Source organism: Sphingobacterium griseoflavum (assembly GCF_014653155.1).
GTDB classification, from domain to species: Bacteria; Bacteroidota; Bacteroidia; order Sphingobacteriales; family Sphingobacteriaceae; genus Sphingobacterium; species Sphingobacterium griseoflavum.
Genome location: NZ_BNAF01000006.1, coordinates 289,745 through 305,405, shown reverse-complemented (window position 1 = coordinate 305,405; position 15,661 = coordinate 289,745). Strand labels below are relative to the sequence as shown.

13 protein-coding genes are annotated in these 15,661 nt (G+C 43.3%); 6 read left to right on the top strand and 7 right to left on the bottom strand.

What is annotated here, in order from left to right; genetic code table 11:
• Window positions 1–90 precede the first annotated feature (90 nt).
• The 6 genes from IE165_RS10030 to IE165_RS10005 form a co-directional block, all read right to left on the bottom strand.
• Entirely contained in the window at window positions 91–675 is a 585-nt protein-coding gene (locus IE165_RS10030) for an outer membrane beta-barrel protein (protein ID WP_189626471.1), read from the bottom strand.
• 422 nt (window positions 676–1,097) lie between these two features.
• Window positions 1,098–2,246: a molecular chaperone DnaJ gene (gene dnaJ, locus IE165_RS10025; protein ID WP_189626470.1), complete on the bottom strand. Its 1,149-nt coding sequence runs from the start codon at window positions 2,244–2,246 to the stop codon at window positions 1,098–1,100.
• Window positions 2,247–2,249: 3 nt separating this feature from the next.
• Window positions 2,250–2,834, bottom strand: a complete 585-nt coding sequence (locus tag IE165_RS10020) for a nucleotide exchange factor GrpE (protein ID WP_229826496.1) — start codon at window positions 2,832–2,834, stop codon at window positions 2,250–2,252.
• 102 nt (window positions 2,835–2,936) lie between these two features.
• Window positions 2,937–3,617 carry a cell division ATP-binding protein FtsE gene (locus IE165_RS10015; protein ID WP_189626469.1) on the bottom strand — a complete coding sequence of 227 codons (681 nt, stop codon included), beginning with the start codon at window positions 3,615–3,617 and terminating at the stop codon, window positions 2,937–2,939.
• Window positions 3,618–3,625: 8 nt separating this feature from the next.
• Window positions 3,626–3,829 carry a fructose-6-phosphate aldolase gene (locus IE165_RS10010; RefSeq protein WP_189626468.1) on the bottom strand — a complete coding sequence of 68 codons (204 nt, stop codon included), beginning with the start codon at window positions 3,827–3,829 and terminating at the stop codon, window positions 3,626–3,628.
• 55 nt (window positions 3,830–3,884) lie between these two features.
• Window positions 3,885–4,898 carry an acyl-CoA reductase gene (locus IE165_RS10005; protein ID WP_189626467.1) on the bottom strand — a complete coding sequence of 338 codons (1,014 nt, stop codon included), beginning with the start codon at window positions 4,896–4,898 and terminating at the stop codon, window positions 3,885–3,887.
• A 140-nt stretch (window positions 4,899–5,038) separates the two neighbouring features.
• Here IE165_RS10005 and IE165_RS10000 point away from each other — a divergent pair, with 140 nt between their 5' ends.
• The 5 genes from IE165_RS10000 to IE165_RS09980 all read left to right on the top strand — a co-directional run bounded on the left by IE165_RS10000 (window position 5,039) and on the right by IE165_RS09980 (window position 12,307).
• Window positions 5,039–5,389, top strand: coding sequence for a 4Fe-4S dicluster domain-containing protein (locus tag IE165_RS10000; protein ID WP_189626466.1), 351 nt, complete (start codon window positions 5,039–5,041; stop codon window positions 5,387–5,389).
• A 1,365-nt stretch (window positions 5,390–6,754) separates the two neighbouring features.
• Window positions 6,755–8,194: a dicarboxylate/amino acid:cation symporter gene (locus IE165_RS09995; protein WP_189626465.1), complete on the top strand. Its 1,440-nt coding sequence runs from the start codon at window positions 6,755–6,757 to the stop codon at window positions 8,192–8,194.
• A 202-nt stretch (window positions 8,195–8,396) separates the two neighbouring features.
• A complete protein-coding gene (locus IE165_RS09990) occupies window positions 8,397–10,496 on the top strand; it encodes a glycoside hydrolase family 2 protein (RefSeq protein ID WP_189626464.1) in 2,100 nt (699 codons plus the stop codon).
• Window positions 10,481–10,687, top strand: a complete 207-nt coding sequence (locus tag IE165_RS09985) for a hypothetical protein (RefSeq protein ID WP_189626463.1) — start codon at window positions 10,481–10,483, stop codon at window positions 10,685–10,687. The genes IE165_RS09990 and IE165_RS09985 overlap by 16 nt, the downstream gene beginning before the upstream one ends.
• A 120-nt stretch (window positions 10,688–10,807) precedes the next feature.
• On the top strand, window positions 10,808–12,307 hold the full coding sequence (locus IE165_RS09980) for an alpha-L-fucosidase (protein ID WP_189626462.1): 1,500 nt from the start codon (window positions 10,808–10,810) through the stop codon (window positions 12,305–12,307).
• Between the two features lie 67 nt (window positions 12,308–12,374).
• Here the strand turns inward: IE165_RS09980 and IE165_RS09975 are convergent, their stop codons facing one another.
• On the bottom strand, window positions 12,375–13,766 hold the full coding sequence (locus IE165_RS09975; RefSeq protein ID WP_189626461.1) for a type III PLP-dependent enzyme domain-containing protein: 1,392 nt from the start codon (window positions 13,764–13,766) through the stop codon (window positions 12,375–12,377).
• Window positions 13,767–13,875: 109 nt separating this feature from the next.
• On the opposite strand from IE165_RS09975, the gene argS reads away from it, so the two are divergent.
• The gene (argS, locus tag IE165_RS09970; protein WP_189626460.1) at window positions 13,876–15,660 is read left to right on the top strand and encodes an arginine--tRNA ligase; all 1,785 of its coding nucleotides are present in this window, start codon (window positions 13,876–13,878) and stop codon (window positions 15,658–15,660) included.
• The last annotated feature ends 1 nt before the right edge of the window (window position 15,661 follow it).

Below are 15,661 nucleotides of genomic sequence, written 5' to 3'. Positions count from 1 at the left end.
TAAGATAGAAAATAGCGCGAGGTAAACAAGTAAAAAAAACCGTCCCATAATTACTTATGAGACGGCCTCATACTTCTTTTCGGTAAATTATTAAAAGTAGAACTGTACACCTAGGGTAGGTGCCAGCGAATTCGCATCTAAACCAAAAGTATTCGTGGTTCTGTCAGCAGCTTTATCTTTATAAGAATCGAAGTATAAACCGCGTACCTTCAGCTCAATACCTACTTTGCTTGTCGGGAAGAAAGCAAAACCTGGAGCCAATTCAACACCGTATTTTTCGAACTTGGACTCTGTTTCTACTGCAGCTCCTTCTGTCGTGTTTTTACCCCATTGCATAGGAACAGATAATTGAGAAAAGAATTTAAATTGACCCTCACCGATATAATTTCTCACAAATGGAGCTACTTGAAAAGCGTTTGTTTCTGAAGTAAGCGTAGCTTGCTCAGACTTTGCCCAATTGTAACCCACACCTGTACCTACAGCCCAATTGTCGCTAACAAAATAACCGACGGTCGGATTGATGGAAAAAGCGTTTTGTTTCAGATCGGTGTCTTTCACCTTAGCTGTCTCAAAACCTACTTGCCCGCCTAAAAGAAATTTACCTTTTTCGGTTTGGGCATGTGTAGCAAATGTGAATGCTGTAACTGCGGTCAGTGTTAAGAATAATTTTTTCATGTTACTTGAATCTAATTTGTTATTATTTATTGACTATTTGTCGTATATGTTCAGATTATTCAATGTTTGTGCCAGCATGATTTATTGTTTGTCATTATATTGTTTGTTTATGCAACTACTTGAATTTCAAATGCAATAGGAAAAATAAATTTCAGTGGTGGTTTGGCGAGCGTAGAAGTCGGAGATCGAGAAATGATATAACGATCTGAATGCGTGAGCTATACAGGTCAAAAGAAAGGAGGGCGCGATATTGTCAGTATTTGGCAGACCAAAGATGAAGTCATGACATAACTTCGATAAGTATGTAAAGTTGGCAGCTCTCAGCCCACAACTATATTGTTCGGTGCACTGTATAATGAAAAAGTATATAAAAAAACAAAGGCCCAAATTAGATTGGGCCTTCCTATACAAAATATCAATATTTACTCGAAATATTCTTTTATCCGTTCGAAGAACGACTTTTCGCTCTTACCGGGTTGGGGTTTGAAATTAACTGAACCTTTGAGCTTTTCCAATAGGGAGCGTTCTTCTGGAGAAACAGCTTTCGGCGTCCATACGTTTACATACACAAGCTGGTCGCCCTTGTGATAGGAGTTGACCTCGGGCACACCTTTACCTTTTAAACGGAGTATTTTTCCGCCTTGCGTGCCGGGATCAATTTTAATTTTTGCCTTCCCATCAATTGTGGGGATTTCTACACTTGTACCTAGAGCAGCATCTGCAAAGTTAATATACAAATCGTAAATGATATTGATGCCGTCACGCTTCAAGTGTTCGTGCGGTACTTCTTCAATAAGGATGATCAAGTCTCCCGGTACACCTCCCCGTGGTGCGGCGTTGCCTTTACCACTCATCGACAGCTGCATACCTTCGCTAACGCCGGCGGGAATATTGATGGAGATCGTTTCTTCACCTCTTTCCAGCCCTTCACCTTTACAGGCTGTACATTTCGAAGTAATCTCTACACCTTCTCCATTACAGGTAGGACATGTGCTTGTGGTTTGCATCTGTCCCAATATCGTGTTGGTTACGCGACGTACTGAGCCTGATCCTCCACATGTATTACAGGTATGGTAAGACGATTTATCTTTGGCGCCCGTGCCACCACAGGTATGGCAGTGAACCTGTTTATTAACTTTAACCTTTTTTTCAACTCCTTTCGCAATTTCTTCTAGGGTTAACTTCACCTTGATACGGAGGTTCGATCCTCGTTGCACGCGTCGTCCACCACCGCTACGGCTGCCACCACCAAAAAAGCTTTCGAAAGGGCTTCCACCTCCAAAGATGTCTCCAAATTGGCTAAATATATCGTCCATATTCATGCCGCCACCTCCAAATCCCGAGGCAGCATTGCCACTGTGGCCAAATTGGTCGTAGCGCTGCCGTTTTTCTGGATTGCTCAATATCTCGTAAGCTTCTGCGGCTTCCTTAAACTTCTCTTCCGCCTCTTTGTCATCCGGGTTTTTGTCCGGGTGGAATTTAATGGCTAATTTGCGATACGCCGACTTTATTTCGGCAGCGTCGGCAGATTTCGCAACGCCTAATACATCATAATAATCTCTCTTCGCCATACTCTATTGACCTATAACAACTTTTGCGAAACGAACCACTTTATCATTCAAAAAGTATCCCTTTTCAACGACATCAATCACTTTATTCTTCCAATCTGGAGAAGGGGATGGGATGGCCGTGATTGCTTCTTGAAACTCTGGATCAAAAGGCTTACCAATGAGGTCTTCCATCTCTTTTAAACCTTCTTGCATAAGCGTTTTCCGGAATTTTTGGTTTACCAAATCAATACCTTGTTTCACCGATTCGATGTCTTGGGCTGTCTGCATGGCAGTCAATGCGCGATCCAAATCATCCAAGACTGGCAAAAGCTTGTTCAAAACATCTTTGCTTGCAGACTGGATAAGGTCTACGCGCTCTTTCGATGTCCTTTTTTTATAATTGTCAAATTCAGCAAATAGGCGTGCATATTTGTCATTAGCGGTCGATAATTCCTTGCGTAAATTTTCCTCTTCTGTCAATTCGACAGCTTCCGCTTCTGACGTTGTATTGGCCTGTGCCAAATCTTCTAGGTTTTCTTCGTGAATATTGTTTTCCTGTTCGTTCATCATATCTAAATATTGTAGCTCTTGATCATACCCGTTTTCCATGTGCAAGAATATTGCCATGGCACAAAAAACCGACATGCTGTCAGTCTATTTAAAAATAAACCATCAAAATGTCGGTTGTCTGATTTAATGTCAGTTAAATAGCTAGATCGCTACGTGATCGTATAAGGCCGTATCGGCTGTTTTGATAATGCGAGCCGGCATATTTTTTATAATCTGGTAGTCGTGGGTTGCCATTAAAACGGCTGTGCCGGATGCCGCGATATCGCGCAACAACAAAACGATTTCTTCCGAAGTCGCCGGATCCAGGTTTCCTGTAGGCTCATCTGCCAAAATAATTTCTGGATTATTCAGCAGCGCACGAGCAATGACCACGCGTTGCTGTTCACCTCCCGATAATTCGTGCGGCATCTTACGCAGTTTGGATCGCAGACCTACTTTTTCCAAGACATCTAACATCCGGTTCTCAATCAAGCCTCTTTCTGTCCATCCGGTAGCTTTCAGCGCAAATTCAAGGTTTTTTTCTACGGTACGATCATTCAGCAAGTGAAAATCCTGAAAGACGATACCTAATTTTCGACGTAAAAAGGGAACGTCGTTTTCGTGTAGTTTCTTCAGATCAAAACCCGCAACCATGCCCTCACCACTACCAATATATAGATCTCCGTAAATAATCTTCAATAGACTACTTTTTCCTGTACCAGACTGTCCGATCAAGTAGATAAATTCTCCTTGGTTGATATCAAGGTTAACGTGCGAAAGCACCAAGTGCTTTTGTTGATAAATATCTACGTTCTTTAATTTTATAACTGTATTCTCTACCATATCACCATTTAAACATCAATCTTTTTTATCTGCCCAAAGGGCATTTCTTGTACAATTTGCATAATATATGCAGCTTTGTCTCCCAAGCCTATTTTTTCTAATGACTTATCCGGTCTATCAACCCGAAAATAAGCAAGTAAGGTAAATCCTTCGTCCCGTAACTGCACATAATCCGGTATCTTGGCTACGCCCTTTACTTTAATGACATACATACAACAAAGTTAACATATTTTATGGAACCTCTTTCTTTTGTCGGACACTTTGTGCTTAGACATGTGCAAACAGAAACGCCAAAACGTCTATTCCATCTGCATAGTCAGTTAATCCAGGTTGCTGGCTTTCCCCCAAAGGAAAGCATGGAATAGCGGTATCCATCGGGTCTCGGCAAACCAAACACTGTATTTTGTCGGCCTGTCCTTGCAGCCTGCGCAACAATTCAGCCTGTGTGTCGTACGTTTCATAGAAAACGACAGCAAGTGGCGAGGCGAGTCGTTCATCGTACTTTAAAAGCATAAAGCCGTTGTCCAAATGCGCTTCCCGATTGATCAAATAGATCGATTTATTGTAATCGTAATTATTGCTATACTTGGAATGATCTCGAACGGCATGAAAAGGTTCAATAGCTTCAAAAAACCGATCAAATGCAAACCCCTGTGGTACGTATAACTTAGAGACAGAACGGCAACCAAGACCGAAATAGTCGAAAATGTCACGACCCAGCGCGTGTAGTTCCTCTTTGCTTTCCTCGCCAGTGAGGATGGCTACGGAATTTCTGTTTTTTCGGATAATATGCGGTTTTTTTCCGAAATAGTGTTCAAAATATCTTGCGCTGTTATCGCTTCCTGTAGCAATGATCAGATCATAGTGCGTAAGCTTATCCACGATTTGCAACTTATCAGCAAAATGGGGATCGATCGTTATCAATTTATCGACGACAAATTTCGTGAGACCGACATCATCCGATGAAATTTTGATTCTTGCGGAAAAACCTGATAGCAGCACAGATAAAATGTCTTGAAATCCAACCAATGGAATGTTTCCAGCGAGAACAAGTCCGACAACCTTATCGCTGTCCAAATCGGGGTAGGGTGCCATCCATTCCGACAGCAAATCAACCTTTAAATTTGCCGCAATAGCCGCTAGCTGTTTGCGTGTGTTCGCTTCAGTATACCAAGGGTTTCGGATCGCGGCCTGCGCTATGGCGATCTCCAGGTCAGGGTGGCCCGATTGCAGAAAAGTGCCCAACGCGGCAAATGCATCTATTCGTTGTTTCTTTGTCAAAATAGAATAATTTAGAATCTTTCTCTTATTTTTTTCAAGTATCTTTGTGTCTCTTAACAAATAACTACTAACTTTGTATAGTATTACGATTAGGAGACAGAACAAAATTAGTTTATTTTATTATAATTGAGAGGTTATAAATGGCAATTAAAATTACGGACGAATGTATAAACTGCGGGGCGTGCGAACCAGAATGCCCGAACAACGCAATATATGATGCTGGTGTGGCTTGGAAGTTTTCTGAAGGAACGGCTTTGGAAGGAGTGATTGACTTTGGCGACGGTGTGACATTGGACGCAAGCGCGCCGCAAGATGCTGTTTCAGATGAGGTGTATTACATCGTATCTGACAAGTGTACCGAGTGCGTAGGTTTTCACGACGAGCCGCAATGTGCAGCGGTGTGCCCCGTAGATTGCTGTGTTGACGACGAGGAAGTTGTGGAAACACAGGAAGAATTATTGGCTAAAAAAGCTTGGTTGCACGCCGAGTAGCGACCCGCCATAACATTGTTAAAAGACCGTCTCATAAGTAGTTATGAGACGGTTTTTTTACGGGTCTCCCCGGCGCCAGCTTCGGTCTTATTCCCACATCGAGATTACGAATCCCCATGCCCTGTTTCTGCTCTTCATCAAAGGTTTTGTACTTAACCTTATTTTAGGGAACCTATCCGTTATTCGGCCAGCAAATGTGCGAGTGCCGAGCATGTCTGTTTTTAGATTCTGGAAATCTTTTCACTCCGAAAAGTGCTACAGCATCCGGTAGTCGTATGGTGTCGTTACTTCCGGCGTGCGCTGAAGTATGATCGAAATTGATCGGATTTGATCGGATTTGATCGGATTTGATCAAAATCATTACAAAATGAGCGCCATCTGCATACATCAGGTTCGTTTTGACAGACATCAGGTTCATGTCGTCATGTGAATGCGTCAACCAAGCAAAGATCAGGTTGAATCAATCAGGTGAATGCCGGAGACATGCATCCCTCAAGGTGAAGGCGTCGCATGAATAAAGCAATCAAGCAGCCATCAAGTTGCGATCATCACGTGAATAAACCAGTCAAGCACTCATCAGGTTGGAGTTTTCACATGACTGCTTTGACGAAATGTCCATGAGGTGGACCTTGTCAAATGAATGCATCGATCAAGCAAGCTTCAGGTCGCCTCTGATGCCTGATAACATGAGGCAATTAGGTGTCAAATCAATGCAGTATGGTGAGGATATGAAGCAAACATCCCGCAAACTTCCCTTGATGGCGGCAGATGTGTTGCCATATTAGGTTGATAAGTTGCAATGAAAGACTGAAGCGTGGTTTGCAAGGGGAGACGCTTGTAATGCGTAGAGGTATAAGATTGTTTTAAAAACTTCATGCTAAATTATCTGGGAAAAAACGATATCATATGGTTACGATAGAGACGGATTGGCCAAATACCCAATTTCTTCTGCCGATTCATTGCAAGAAATCAGCGAAGTAAACTGTCCTTACTACCGCGAGGTCTATGCCATGTTTAAGCCGTACAGTTTTAAATCTGTCGGGCTTTCGGCGGATTATGAGACCTTGCCCCGCTGGCGATCAAGCTTTATTTCGTAAGTATGCCAAAGAAGTGCTCATGTTTAAACCTAAAATTATAAATGTTGAAGTGGAACAAAAGCGTGAAGCGATGATGGAAAAATTAAAAAAATATTAAAATTAGGAACCCAGTGCCTTGGGCAACGCAATAACACCCTTAAAAACCTTCGCATAATGATTTATAAGCCGGACTCGTTTTTATTTGTCGCATTTTTAATACGGTATAGCATTTGGTATAAAGGCCATTTTTCCTATTTTTGTTTCTTTAGAAACACATAAACAAGACTAAATGTTAAAAAAACAAGTTGGGTTTTTAACCCTATTTACTGTTTCGATAGCCCTTATCCTAACCTTAATTTATGAATTCCGCTGGTTCGCGATAAATCCCAACTTTATGATGGCTATCCGATGGGTAGTTGCATCGGTATTGACCTTAAATGCTATTGTAAGAAAAAATTTAACAACTTGGATACTAACATGCCTTATCCTAGGCGTTTTTGTTGGTCTTGATTTTCCAGACCTCGCGAGGTCGATGCAGCCTTTATCGCAGGGATTCATCAAACTTGTGAAAACAATTGTTGGTCCTATCTTATTCGCGACGTTAGTGTTTGGCATTGCCGGTCATTCCGATCTAAAATCGGTCGGTCGGATGGCTTGGAAGTCGATGCTATATTTTGTTTCCGCTACGACCTGCGCTATTTTTATCGGTTTAATCGTTATCAACCTTACGAAAGCCGGCGTAGGCGTGGATGTAGCCAATATGCCGCACGAAGAATTGCCGACCGCAAGTACCGTTGCGGAAGCCGATCAGCGCGCGCTCGATCACATCGCACCAGAAGTGCATGGCGTTTATAAGTTCAATGCTTTTATTCGAGACACCTTTCCAGAGAATATCGTAAAAGCTGTATACGAAAATAAGGTGCTGCAGATCGTGATTTTCGGTGTTATTTTCGGAATTGCCCTGGCACTGGTTGAGGAGAAAAAACGTAAACCGCTCGTGGACTTTACGGAGAGTTTGTCGGAAGCGATGTTTAAGTTTACCAACTTAGTCATGTTGTTTGCACCCATTGGTGTAGGTGCCGCCATGGCATACACCGTGGGCCATTTGGGCGTAGACATCCTGAAAAACTTGTTTATGTTATTGGCCAGCCTGTATCTGGCGCTTGTCCTTTTTATCTCTTGTGTCCTACTGCCTGTTGCTTTGTTTTTAAAAGTTCCTGTGAAAAAATTCATTTCCGCAATAAAGGAGCCCGTATCGATTGCCTTTGCCACGACGAGTTCTGATGCAGCCCTACCCAAGGCGATGAGCGCGATGGAAAAATTCGGCGTTCCGCGCAAAATTGTGTCGTTCGTTATTCCTACAGGATATAGCTTTAACCTCGATGGCACCTCGCTTTATTTATCCTTGGCATCGATTTTTGTAGCGCAAGCGGCCGGCATTCCTTTAACGATAGGCCAGCAGCTCCTTATCGCTTTTACACTCATGATTACTTCAAAGGGCGTAGCAGCTGTTCCTCGAGCATCGCTGATCGTATTAATCGCTACGGCCGATCAATTTGGACTCCCTACATTTGTTATCGCTGCGATACTGGGCATCGATGAGCTGATGGATATGGCACGCACTTCGGTCAATGTCATCGGCAACTGCTTGGCAACGGTGGTGGTGGCCAAATGGGAGGGGGAGTTTGATGAAGAAGCTCCATTTCGGGAAGATACACCAGAAAGCTAAAAATAAATGATACTATCAAAACACAAGGGGAGCCAATATAGCTCCACTTGTGTTTTGATGGATGAGCTACGATGTCTACAGCATAAGGCGTCGTTCGAAACGTGTTCGAAAACGTTTGAGTAAGTTGTGCAAACGTTTGCCGATACACGGCTACGCATATATTGCCTACCTTGTGTTCTGGATGGTAAAGCTAATAACAGATATGAACTTGAAATTCTACAGGTTGCTTTTTGCAAGCAGTTTGGTGCTTATAGGTTTGTACGTACGTGGGCAATCGCGTACCGAAAAAGCCTTCAATGATGGTTGGCAATATATAAAGGCGAACAACAGTACTATTTTTACGGATTTCAAAAACGGCGATAAGTTTTTTCTATCACAGGGACAATGGACCCAACCCGAGGTGTGGAACGAAGTGACGCTCCCGCATACATACAATAAAGATGATATGCAGCTGGATCGCAATTTCTTTGAGGGAAAAGCCATTTATCGCAAAACATTTCATCCGGAAATGTTGCGAAACGGACGGCGGACCTTCCTAAAATTCGAAGGCGTTGGCGCTGTCGCACAACTTTATATCAACGACCAATATATCGGCGAGCATAAAGGCGCTTATTCGATGTTTACCTTTGAAATATCAAATTCCATAAATTATGATGCAGCGAACACCATAACCGTTGTAACGGACAATACAGCTCGGAAGGATATCATACCAACCAACCAATTTTTGTTTCCCGTATACGGCGGTATCTATCGCCCTGTACGACTGATTACGACCGGAAAGACGGGCTTCGTTGTGACGGATCAAGCCTCGGCAGGCCTTTTTATACGCCAGAAAAATGTTTCTGCCAGGCAGGCAGACATCATCATTCAGGCGAAATTAGAAACCAAGGAAAGGGTGTCACAGAAAGGCGAATTGGCAATTGAGCTTCGCGATTATGATAACAAGGTCGTGCTGTCCCAACGTACGCCAATCCTGGTATCGCCACAAGGAGTAACATATATCAATGAACAGCTAAAAATCAAAGACCCCCACCTTTGGGATGGTGTACGCGACCCTTACCTTTATTCCATCCATGCGAAAGTGCTTATAAACGGTGTGGAAACCGATCAGGTGAAGCAGCCACTGGGCATAAGATCGATTGAGATTGTTGGAGGCGACGCCGTATACCTAAACGGCAAAAAATATCCAATGCATGGTGTGTGTAGGCACCAGGACCGCTGGGGCTATGGATCGGCGCTAAGTTTTGAGCAACATAAAGAAGACTTCATGCTTATGAAAGAAATGGGCGTGACGACCATACGTCTTGCACATTACCAGCAATCCCCAGATGTTTATGCGCTGGCAGACACCTTGGGCTTTCTAACTTGGGCGGAGATCCCCTTTGTAAACCGCGTGTCGTATTATGAAGGGGATAATGCAAAGCAGCAACTATCGGAACTTGTTAAGCAAAACTTCAATCATCCTTCCATTTTTATTTGGGGTATGCATAATGAAGTATATGCAAAGACTGCGGATGAACAGGTTCCTGTGCTTACACGCGAATTAAACGACCTTGCGAAAATGTTGGATCCCGATCGGTATACCGTGTCCGTAACTGGCTATAATGTGATTGACAGACAAGAGAACCTCAACACGGATGTACAAGGAATCAACCATTATTTCGGATGGTACGGAGGTAAAATTTCGGATCTTGGACCTTGGGCAGCAAAAGTACAGCAAGAGTTTCCTAACTATAGGATCATGCTGTCTGAATATGGAGCGGATGGTAATATCGATATCGGAAAGGAGCTGGTGGAGCCGCCGAAGGATGTGGTAAGCGGAAAATCTTTTCCTGAAAACTATCAAACGGAAACACATATTCAACAATGGGCCGCCATTGAGCAAAATCCGATTATCGTCGCATCATACGTGTGGAATATGTTTGAGTTTGCTGTACCTGCCTGGAATAGAGGGGGCGTTAATGCCCGTAACCTGAAGGGACTGATCACGTTTGACCGGCAACGTAAAAAAGATTCTTTTTATTGGTACAAGGCGAATTGGAACCCCGAGCCCATGGTGTATCTGGCTAACAGGCGTGATAATGAACGAAAAAGCAAAACATGCACCATTCAGGTTTTTTCCAATCTGACAAAAGTTACCCTCATAGTAAACGGTACCGCATATCAGGCTAAACAGGGTGTGAACAGCAAACATTGGCTCTTTGAGGGCGTCGAGCTGCAATCGGGAAACAATGTGATAAAAGCTGTTGGAAATACGGATAATAAAGAACTTAGTGATGAAATCGAATGGAAATTAATGTAAGCATGCAGCGCAAGGGTTTATGTATATTCTCCGTTCTGCTCTTTGTAATGGATGCTATGTGGTCACAACGTGCTGCGGTCGTCCCGCAGCCTGGCGTGGTTGAAAAACATGAGGGACTATTTGCTTTATCACAAGAATTGATTATCGAAACGACTGCCAAGGGTGAGGCAGTGACCACTTTTTTTAGATAAGCTTATCATGAACGATCTCAGCGCTTTTTACCATTGCGATCCTTTTGATCCAGAAAATAAAGAGCCGAGAACATCGACAGCCACCAACAAGAATATGGATAACCTCGAATAATAATGACTATGAAAAAATTATGTACCGCTGGTATGCTTTTAATCGCCATCAGCGCCAAATTGCCGGCCTGGGCGCAATGGTCTGGCCCAAAGGAGAAGATTACAGAAAAGAAAGAAATTAAGTATGGACCGATAACGCCGGCACACCGCACTGACGAAGCGATGGAACGCTTTCGGGATTATGGTTTAGGGCAGTTTATCCACTGGGGAATATACGCAATTCCGGGCAATGAGTGGGAAGGGGTGAGCGCACGCAACGGAGCGGCAGCTTCCGAATGGATACGTTCATGGAGAGGCCCCCGTGCACCAAAAGATTGGACCAAAACCTATGATAACCTATACAAGCAGTTTGATCCGAAAGATTTCGATGCGAAGCGCTGGGCAAAGCAAGCGAAGGATATGGGAGCAAAATATGTAATCTTCACGACCAAGCACCATGATGGCTTCGCCATGTGGCCCACAAAGTACAGCGATTACAACATTCGCCATACACCCTATAAAAAGGATATTGTTAAAGAAATTGTGGATGCATATGATGCTGAAGGTATTGATGTTTACCTCTATTTCTCGATTTTGGAATGGAACAATCCCGATTACATGAGTAGCGAGCCCAAGACCGAGGAAGAGAAACGTAAGTCTGCTCGTTTTCTAGCCTACACCCGTAATCAATTGCTCGAACTGTTGGAAAATTACCCATCCATTAAAGGCTTTTGGTTTGACGGAACGTGGGACAGATCTTGGGTACAAGCTGCCGAATTTACCTATAATCTCGAAAAAGAGCTGCGCGCTCAACACCCCGGCTTGATCATCGGCTCACGGTTCCGCAACGATGAATATGGAAAAAGACATTTTGATAGCAACGGCAATTTATTAGGCGACTATGAGCAGGGCTGGGAGCGTAAGCTCCCGCAAGACTACAGTTGGTTAAATGGAAATGACTGGGACGCCGTCATGACCATTCCGCCTAACGGATGGGGCTACATGAAAGACTGGTCTGGGCTCTATATCAAAGATACCAACGATCTTTTGGATATGCTGATGCACTGCGTGTCGATGAATGGCAACTTTGTCTTGAATTTTGGACCAGACGGACAAGGGAACATGCATCCGGGAGAAGATCGCCTAGCAAAGGAAATAGGTGAGTGGATGACGGTAAACAGCGAAGCGGTTTACGGGGTAAGGTACATTGATCTGCCGTTAAGCAAATATGGTTATTATACAAAAAAAGAATCAAAGCTTTACCTCACGGTATTTAACAGACCGGTAAACAATCGCATACGCATTGCGATACAGAAGGATGCTGAGGCTGTTCCCGTGGATGCAAAATTGCTGGGCGATGCCGCTGTACTGACGCTAACGCACGCTGATATGGGCTTGGACAGGGATAAGAACACATACTATGACGTACAGTTGCCTGCAGATTTCAAAGCCGATAAACCATTTGTTATCAAGATGACGTTGGGCACGGCCAAAAGCAGGGCAGAGCGGTTAATGGATGCTAAAATGTAATTAGGATTTGATCAACAAAAAAAGCGTTTCGAGATAGAAACGCTTTTTTTTTAATCATCCAGCAAGGTTACTGGTACCCTAGTAATTTCATCACCTGTTTCGAGTTTTGCTCTTCACCGAACACCTCGTAGTTAAATGTTTCATCCCGATTACGACGCACCAATACATGTTTTGGGGATGGCAACAAACAGTGGTGTATACCCCCATAACCACTTAGTACATCTTGGTAAGCACCCGTATGGAAAAAACCGAGGTACTGTACTTTACGCGTTTTGGGCATAAAGACCGAATTCATATGTGCTTCTTGATTGTAATAATCTTGACCATCACAGGTGATGCCACCCAAATTGACGCGCTCATACTCCGAATCCCAATTGTTAATCGGTAACAGGATGTATTTTTGGTTTAAAGCCCAAACGTCGGGAAGATTCGTGATAAATGAACCATCGATCATAAACCACTTTTCACGGTCGTTTTGCTGTTTCCGACCCAATACTTTGTACAGAATTCCAGATGCTTCAGCAACGGTGTATTTCCCAAATTCCGTAATGATATCCGGCTCCATTACCTCATGGTGGGCGCATATCTGCTTGATCCGGTTCACTATTTCGTTTACCATATATTCGTAATCAAAATCGTGCACCAATGAGTCTTTGAAGGGCATGCCACCACCAATATCGAGGGTGTCCAAGTCGGGGTTTATCTTCTTGAACTTACAGTATAAGGTCACGTATTTCTCCAGCTCATTCCAATAATAGGGCGTATCCGAAATACCAGAGTTGATGAAGAAATGCAGCAGTTTAACCTTGAAGTTTGGATTGTCAACGATTTTATTGTTGTAAAAGTCGATCACATCTTCTTGGCGAATACCTAGACGCGAGGTATAAAACTGCGAGTCAGGTTGTTCTTCCGAGGCGATGCGGATACCCAACGCGCAAGGTGCTTCCAATTCGATCTCATCATCATACAGGTTAAATTCTTCCTTGTTGTCCAGTACAGGTATGATATTCGTATACCCGTCGTGGATCATATCGATAATGTATTGCTTGTATTGGTAGGTTTTAAACCCGTTGCAGATAACGGTGATATCTTTGGTCACGGTGCCTTGTCTCTCCAAAGAATCAATCATGGGCATATCAAAAGCCGAAGACGTCTCTAAATGGATGTCGTTTTTCAAAGCTTCTTCAACGATGTGCTTGAAATGTGATGACTTTGTACAATAGCAATATTTATAAGATCCACGGTAATTATGTTTCAAAATCGCTGTTTGAAACAGGATCTTCGCTTGTTGGATCTTTTTACTGACAATGGGTAAATAGGTAAAACGCAAGGGCGTGCCGTACGTCTCTATCATTTCCATCAAATTCAAATCGTGGAAGTACAATTCGTCATCGATTATCTCGAATCCGTCTTGTGGAAAACCAACACTTAAGTCAAGAAATTCCTGATAGCTCTGCATTTTTTATTATTTTTGGCAAAGATAGACTTTCGATATGAATACCTTGCTATAGGGCTCGATATTTTTACTATTCATTATCAGAAAGTTGCAAATATTACGAAATAATTACATGGCTCATTCAATCCAAAACACATTAATAACACAAACCATTCAGGCCGTTCAAGCTCTTTACGGCGCATCGCTTCCCGAGACACAGGTAACGCTTCAGGAAACACGAAAAGAGTTTGACGGACATATCACGGTAGTTGTTTTCCCGGTAACACGCTTTTCAAAGAAATCGCCAGAGCAGACCGGTCAGGAAGTCGGCGCTTGGTTGCAGGAGCATGTGGAAGAAATTTCTGCTTTCAATGTAATCAAAGGTTTTTTAAATATAAGCTTGTCAGATACGTTTTGGATAGACTTGGTCAACAGCGACTTGGTCAATCCAAATTTTGGCACATTTCCCGCCAACGGAAAAAGACTCATGGTGGAATATAGCTCGCCGAATACCAACAAACCGTTGCATTTGGGGCATATCCGCAACAACTTGCTCGGTTTTTCAATTGCGGAAATTCTGAAAGCCTATGGATATGAGGTCGTTAAAGCAAACTTGGTCAACGACCGTGGCATACACATCTGTAAATCTATGCTCGCCTGGCAGCGATTTGGCCATGGTGAAACACCGACATCCACCGGCTTGAAGGGAGACCATCTGGTTGGGAAGTATTACGTCATCTTTGACAAGGCATATAAAGAGGAGATCGACGCCTTGAAATCGGAAGGGCAGACAGAAGAGGAAGCAAAGAAAAATGCGCCATTGATCAAAGAAGCACAGCTTATGCTTCAAAAATGGGAGGCGGCAGATGAAGAGGTGATGAACCTTTGGCGAACGATGAACGGATGGGTGTATCAAGGTTTTGAAAAAACATACAAACAACTCGGTGTAGATTTTGACAAATTTTATTACGAATCGAATACTTACCTGTTGGGCAAAGACATTATCCAAGAGGGGCTGGAGAGCGGTGTGTTCTTCCAAAAAGAAGACAACTCGGTATGGATTGACTTGACGGAAGAGGGTTTGGACGAAAAGCTGGTGCTGCGTGGCGACGGTACATCCGTTTACATCACCCAAGATTTAGGAACAGCACAGCTTAAATATGATGAGTTTCAAATGGACGAGTCTATTTATGTGGTGGGCAATGAGCAAGACTATCATTTCAAGGTGTTGTTCCTCATTCTGAAAAAGCTTGGAAAATCGTGGGCTAATGGGTTGTTTCACTTATCGTATGGGATGGTGGATCTTCCCTCCGGAAAAATGAAGTCGCGCGAAGGAACCGTGGTGGATGCAGATGACCTCATGGGCGAAATGATCGAGACGGCAAAAGCCCGTACCGAGGAGTTAGGAAAAACGGAAGGCTTATCCGAAGACGAAAAAACAATGCTTTACGATACAATAGGTATGGGGGCGTTAAAGTATTTCCTATTAAAAGTGGATCCAAAAAAGCGTCTGTTGTTTGATCCTGCTGAATCGGTGGATTTCCAAGGCCATACAGGACCTTTTATTCAATATACGCACGCACGAATAAAATCCGTATTACGCAAGGCTGATTTTGACATCAGCCACGCTCCCGCAAGCCCCGCATCACTTTCTTCCTACGAGCAGGACCTTATACAGGGATTGAGCAGCTACCCCCAGGTGTTGGAAGCTTCGGCCAAAGAGTTTTCTCCGGCACAATTGGCAAATTATGCTTACGAAATTGCGAAGCTCTACAATAAATTTTATCACGAAGAATCGATCCTGAAGGCCGAAGATACAGCTGTCAAAACGTTTCGCTTACATTTATCAGCCGTGGCAGCAAAGATCATTGCGGAATGCATGCGTTTGTTAGGTATCCAGGTTCCAGAAAGAATGTAAT

Excerpts from the sequence above, each read along its gene's own strand:
- argS (WP_189626460.1), top strand. The coding sequence starts at position 13,876 with ATGGCTCATTCAATCCAAAACACATTAATAACACAAACCATTCAGGCC.
- IE165_RS10000 (WP_189626466.1), top strand. The coding sequence starts at position 5,039 with ATGGCAATTAAAATTACGGACGAATGTATAAACTGCGGGGCGTGCGAA.
- IE165_RS09975 (WP_189626461.1), bottom strand. The coding sequence starts at position 13,766 with ATGCAGAGCTATCAGGAATTTCTTGACTTAAGTGTTGGTTTTCCACAA.
- IE165_RS09980 (WP_189626462.1), top strand. The coding sequence starts at position 10,808 with ATGAAAAAATTATGTACCGCTGGTATGCTTTTAATCGCCATCAGCGCC.
- IE165_RS10010 (WP_189626468.1), bottom strand. The coding sequence starts at position 3,829 with ATGTATGTCATTAAAGTAAAGGGCGTAGCCAAGATACCGGATTATGTG.
- IE165_RS10020 (WP_229826496.1), bottom strand. The coding sequence starts at position 2,834 with ATGGAAAACGGGTATGATCAAGAGCTACAATATTTAGATATGATGAAC.
- IE165_RS10015 (WP_189626469.1), bottom strand. The coding sequence starts at position 3,617 with ATGGTAGAGAATACAGTTATAAAATTAAAGAACGTAGATATTTATCAA.
- dnaJ (WP_189626470.1), bottom strand. The coding sequence starts at position 2,246 with ATGGCGAAGAGAGATTATTATGATGTATTAGGCGTTGCGAAATCTGCC.
- IE165_RS09995 (WP_189626465.1), top strand. The coding sequence starts at position 6,755 with ATGTTAAAAAAACAAGTTGGGTTTTTAACCCTATTTACTGTTTCGATA.
- IE165_RS09990 (WP_189626464.1), top strand. The coding sequence starts at position 8,397 with ATGAACTTGAAATTCTACAGGTTGCTTTTTGCAAGCAGTTTGGTGCTT.
- IE165_RS10030 (WP_189626471.1), bottom strand. The coding sequence starts at position 675 with ATGAAAAAATTATTCTTAACACTGACCGCAGTTACAGCATTCACATTT.
- IE165_RS09985 (WP_189626463.1), top strand. The coding sequence starts at position 10,481 with ATGGAAATTAATGTAAGCATGCAGCGCAAGGGTTTATGTATATTCTCC.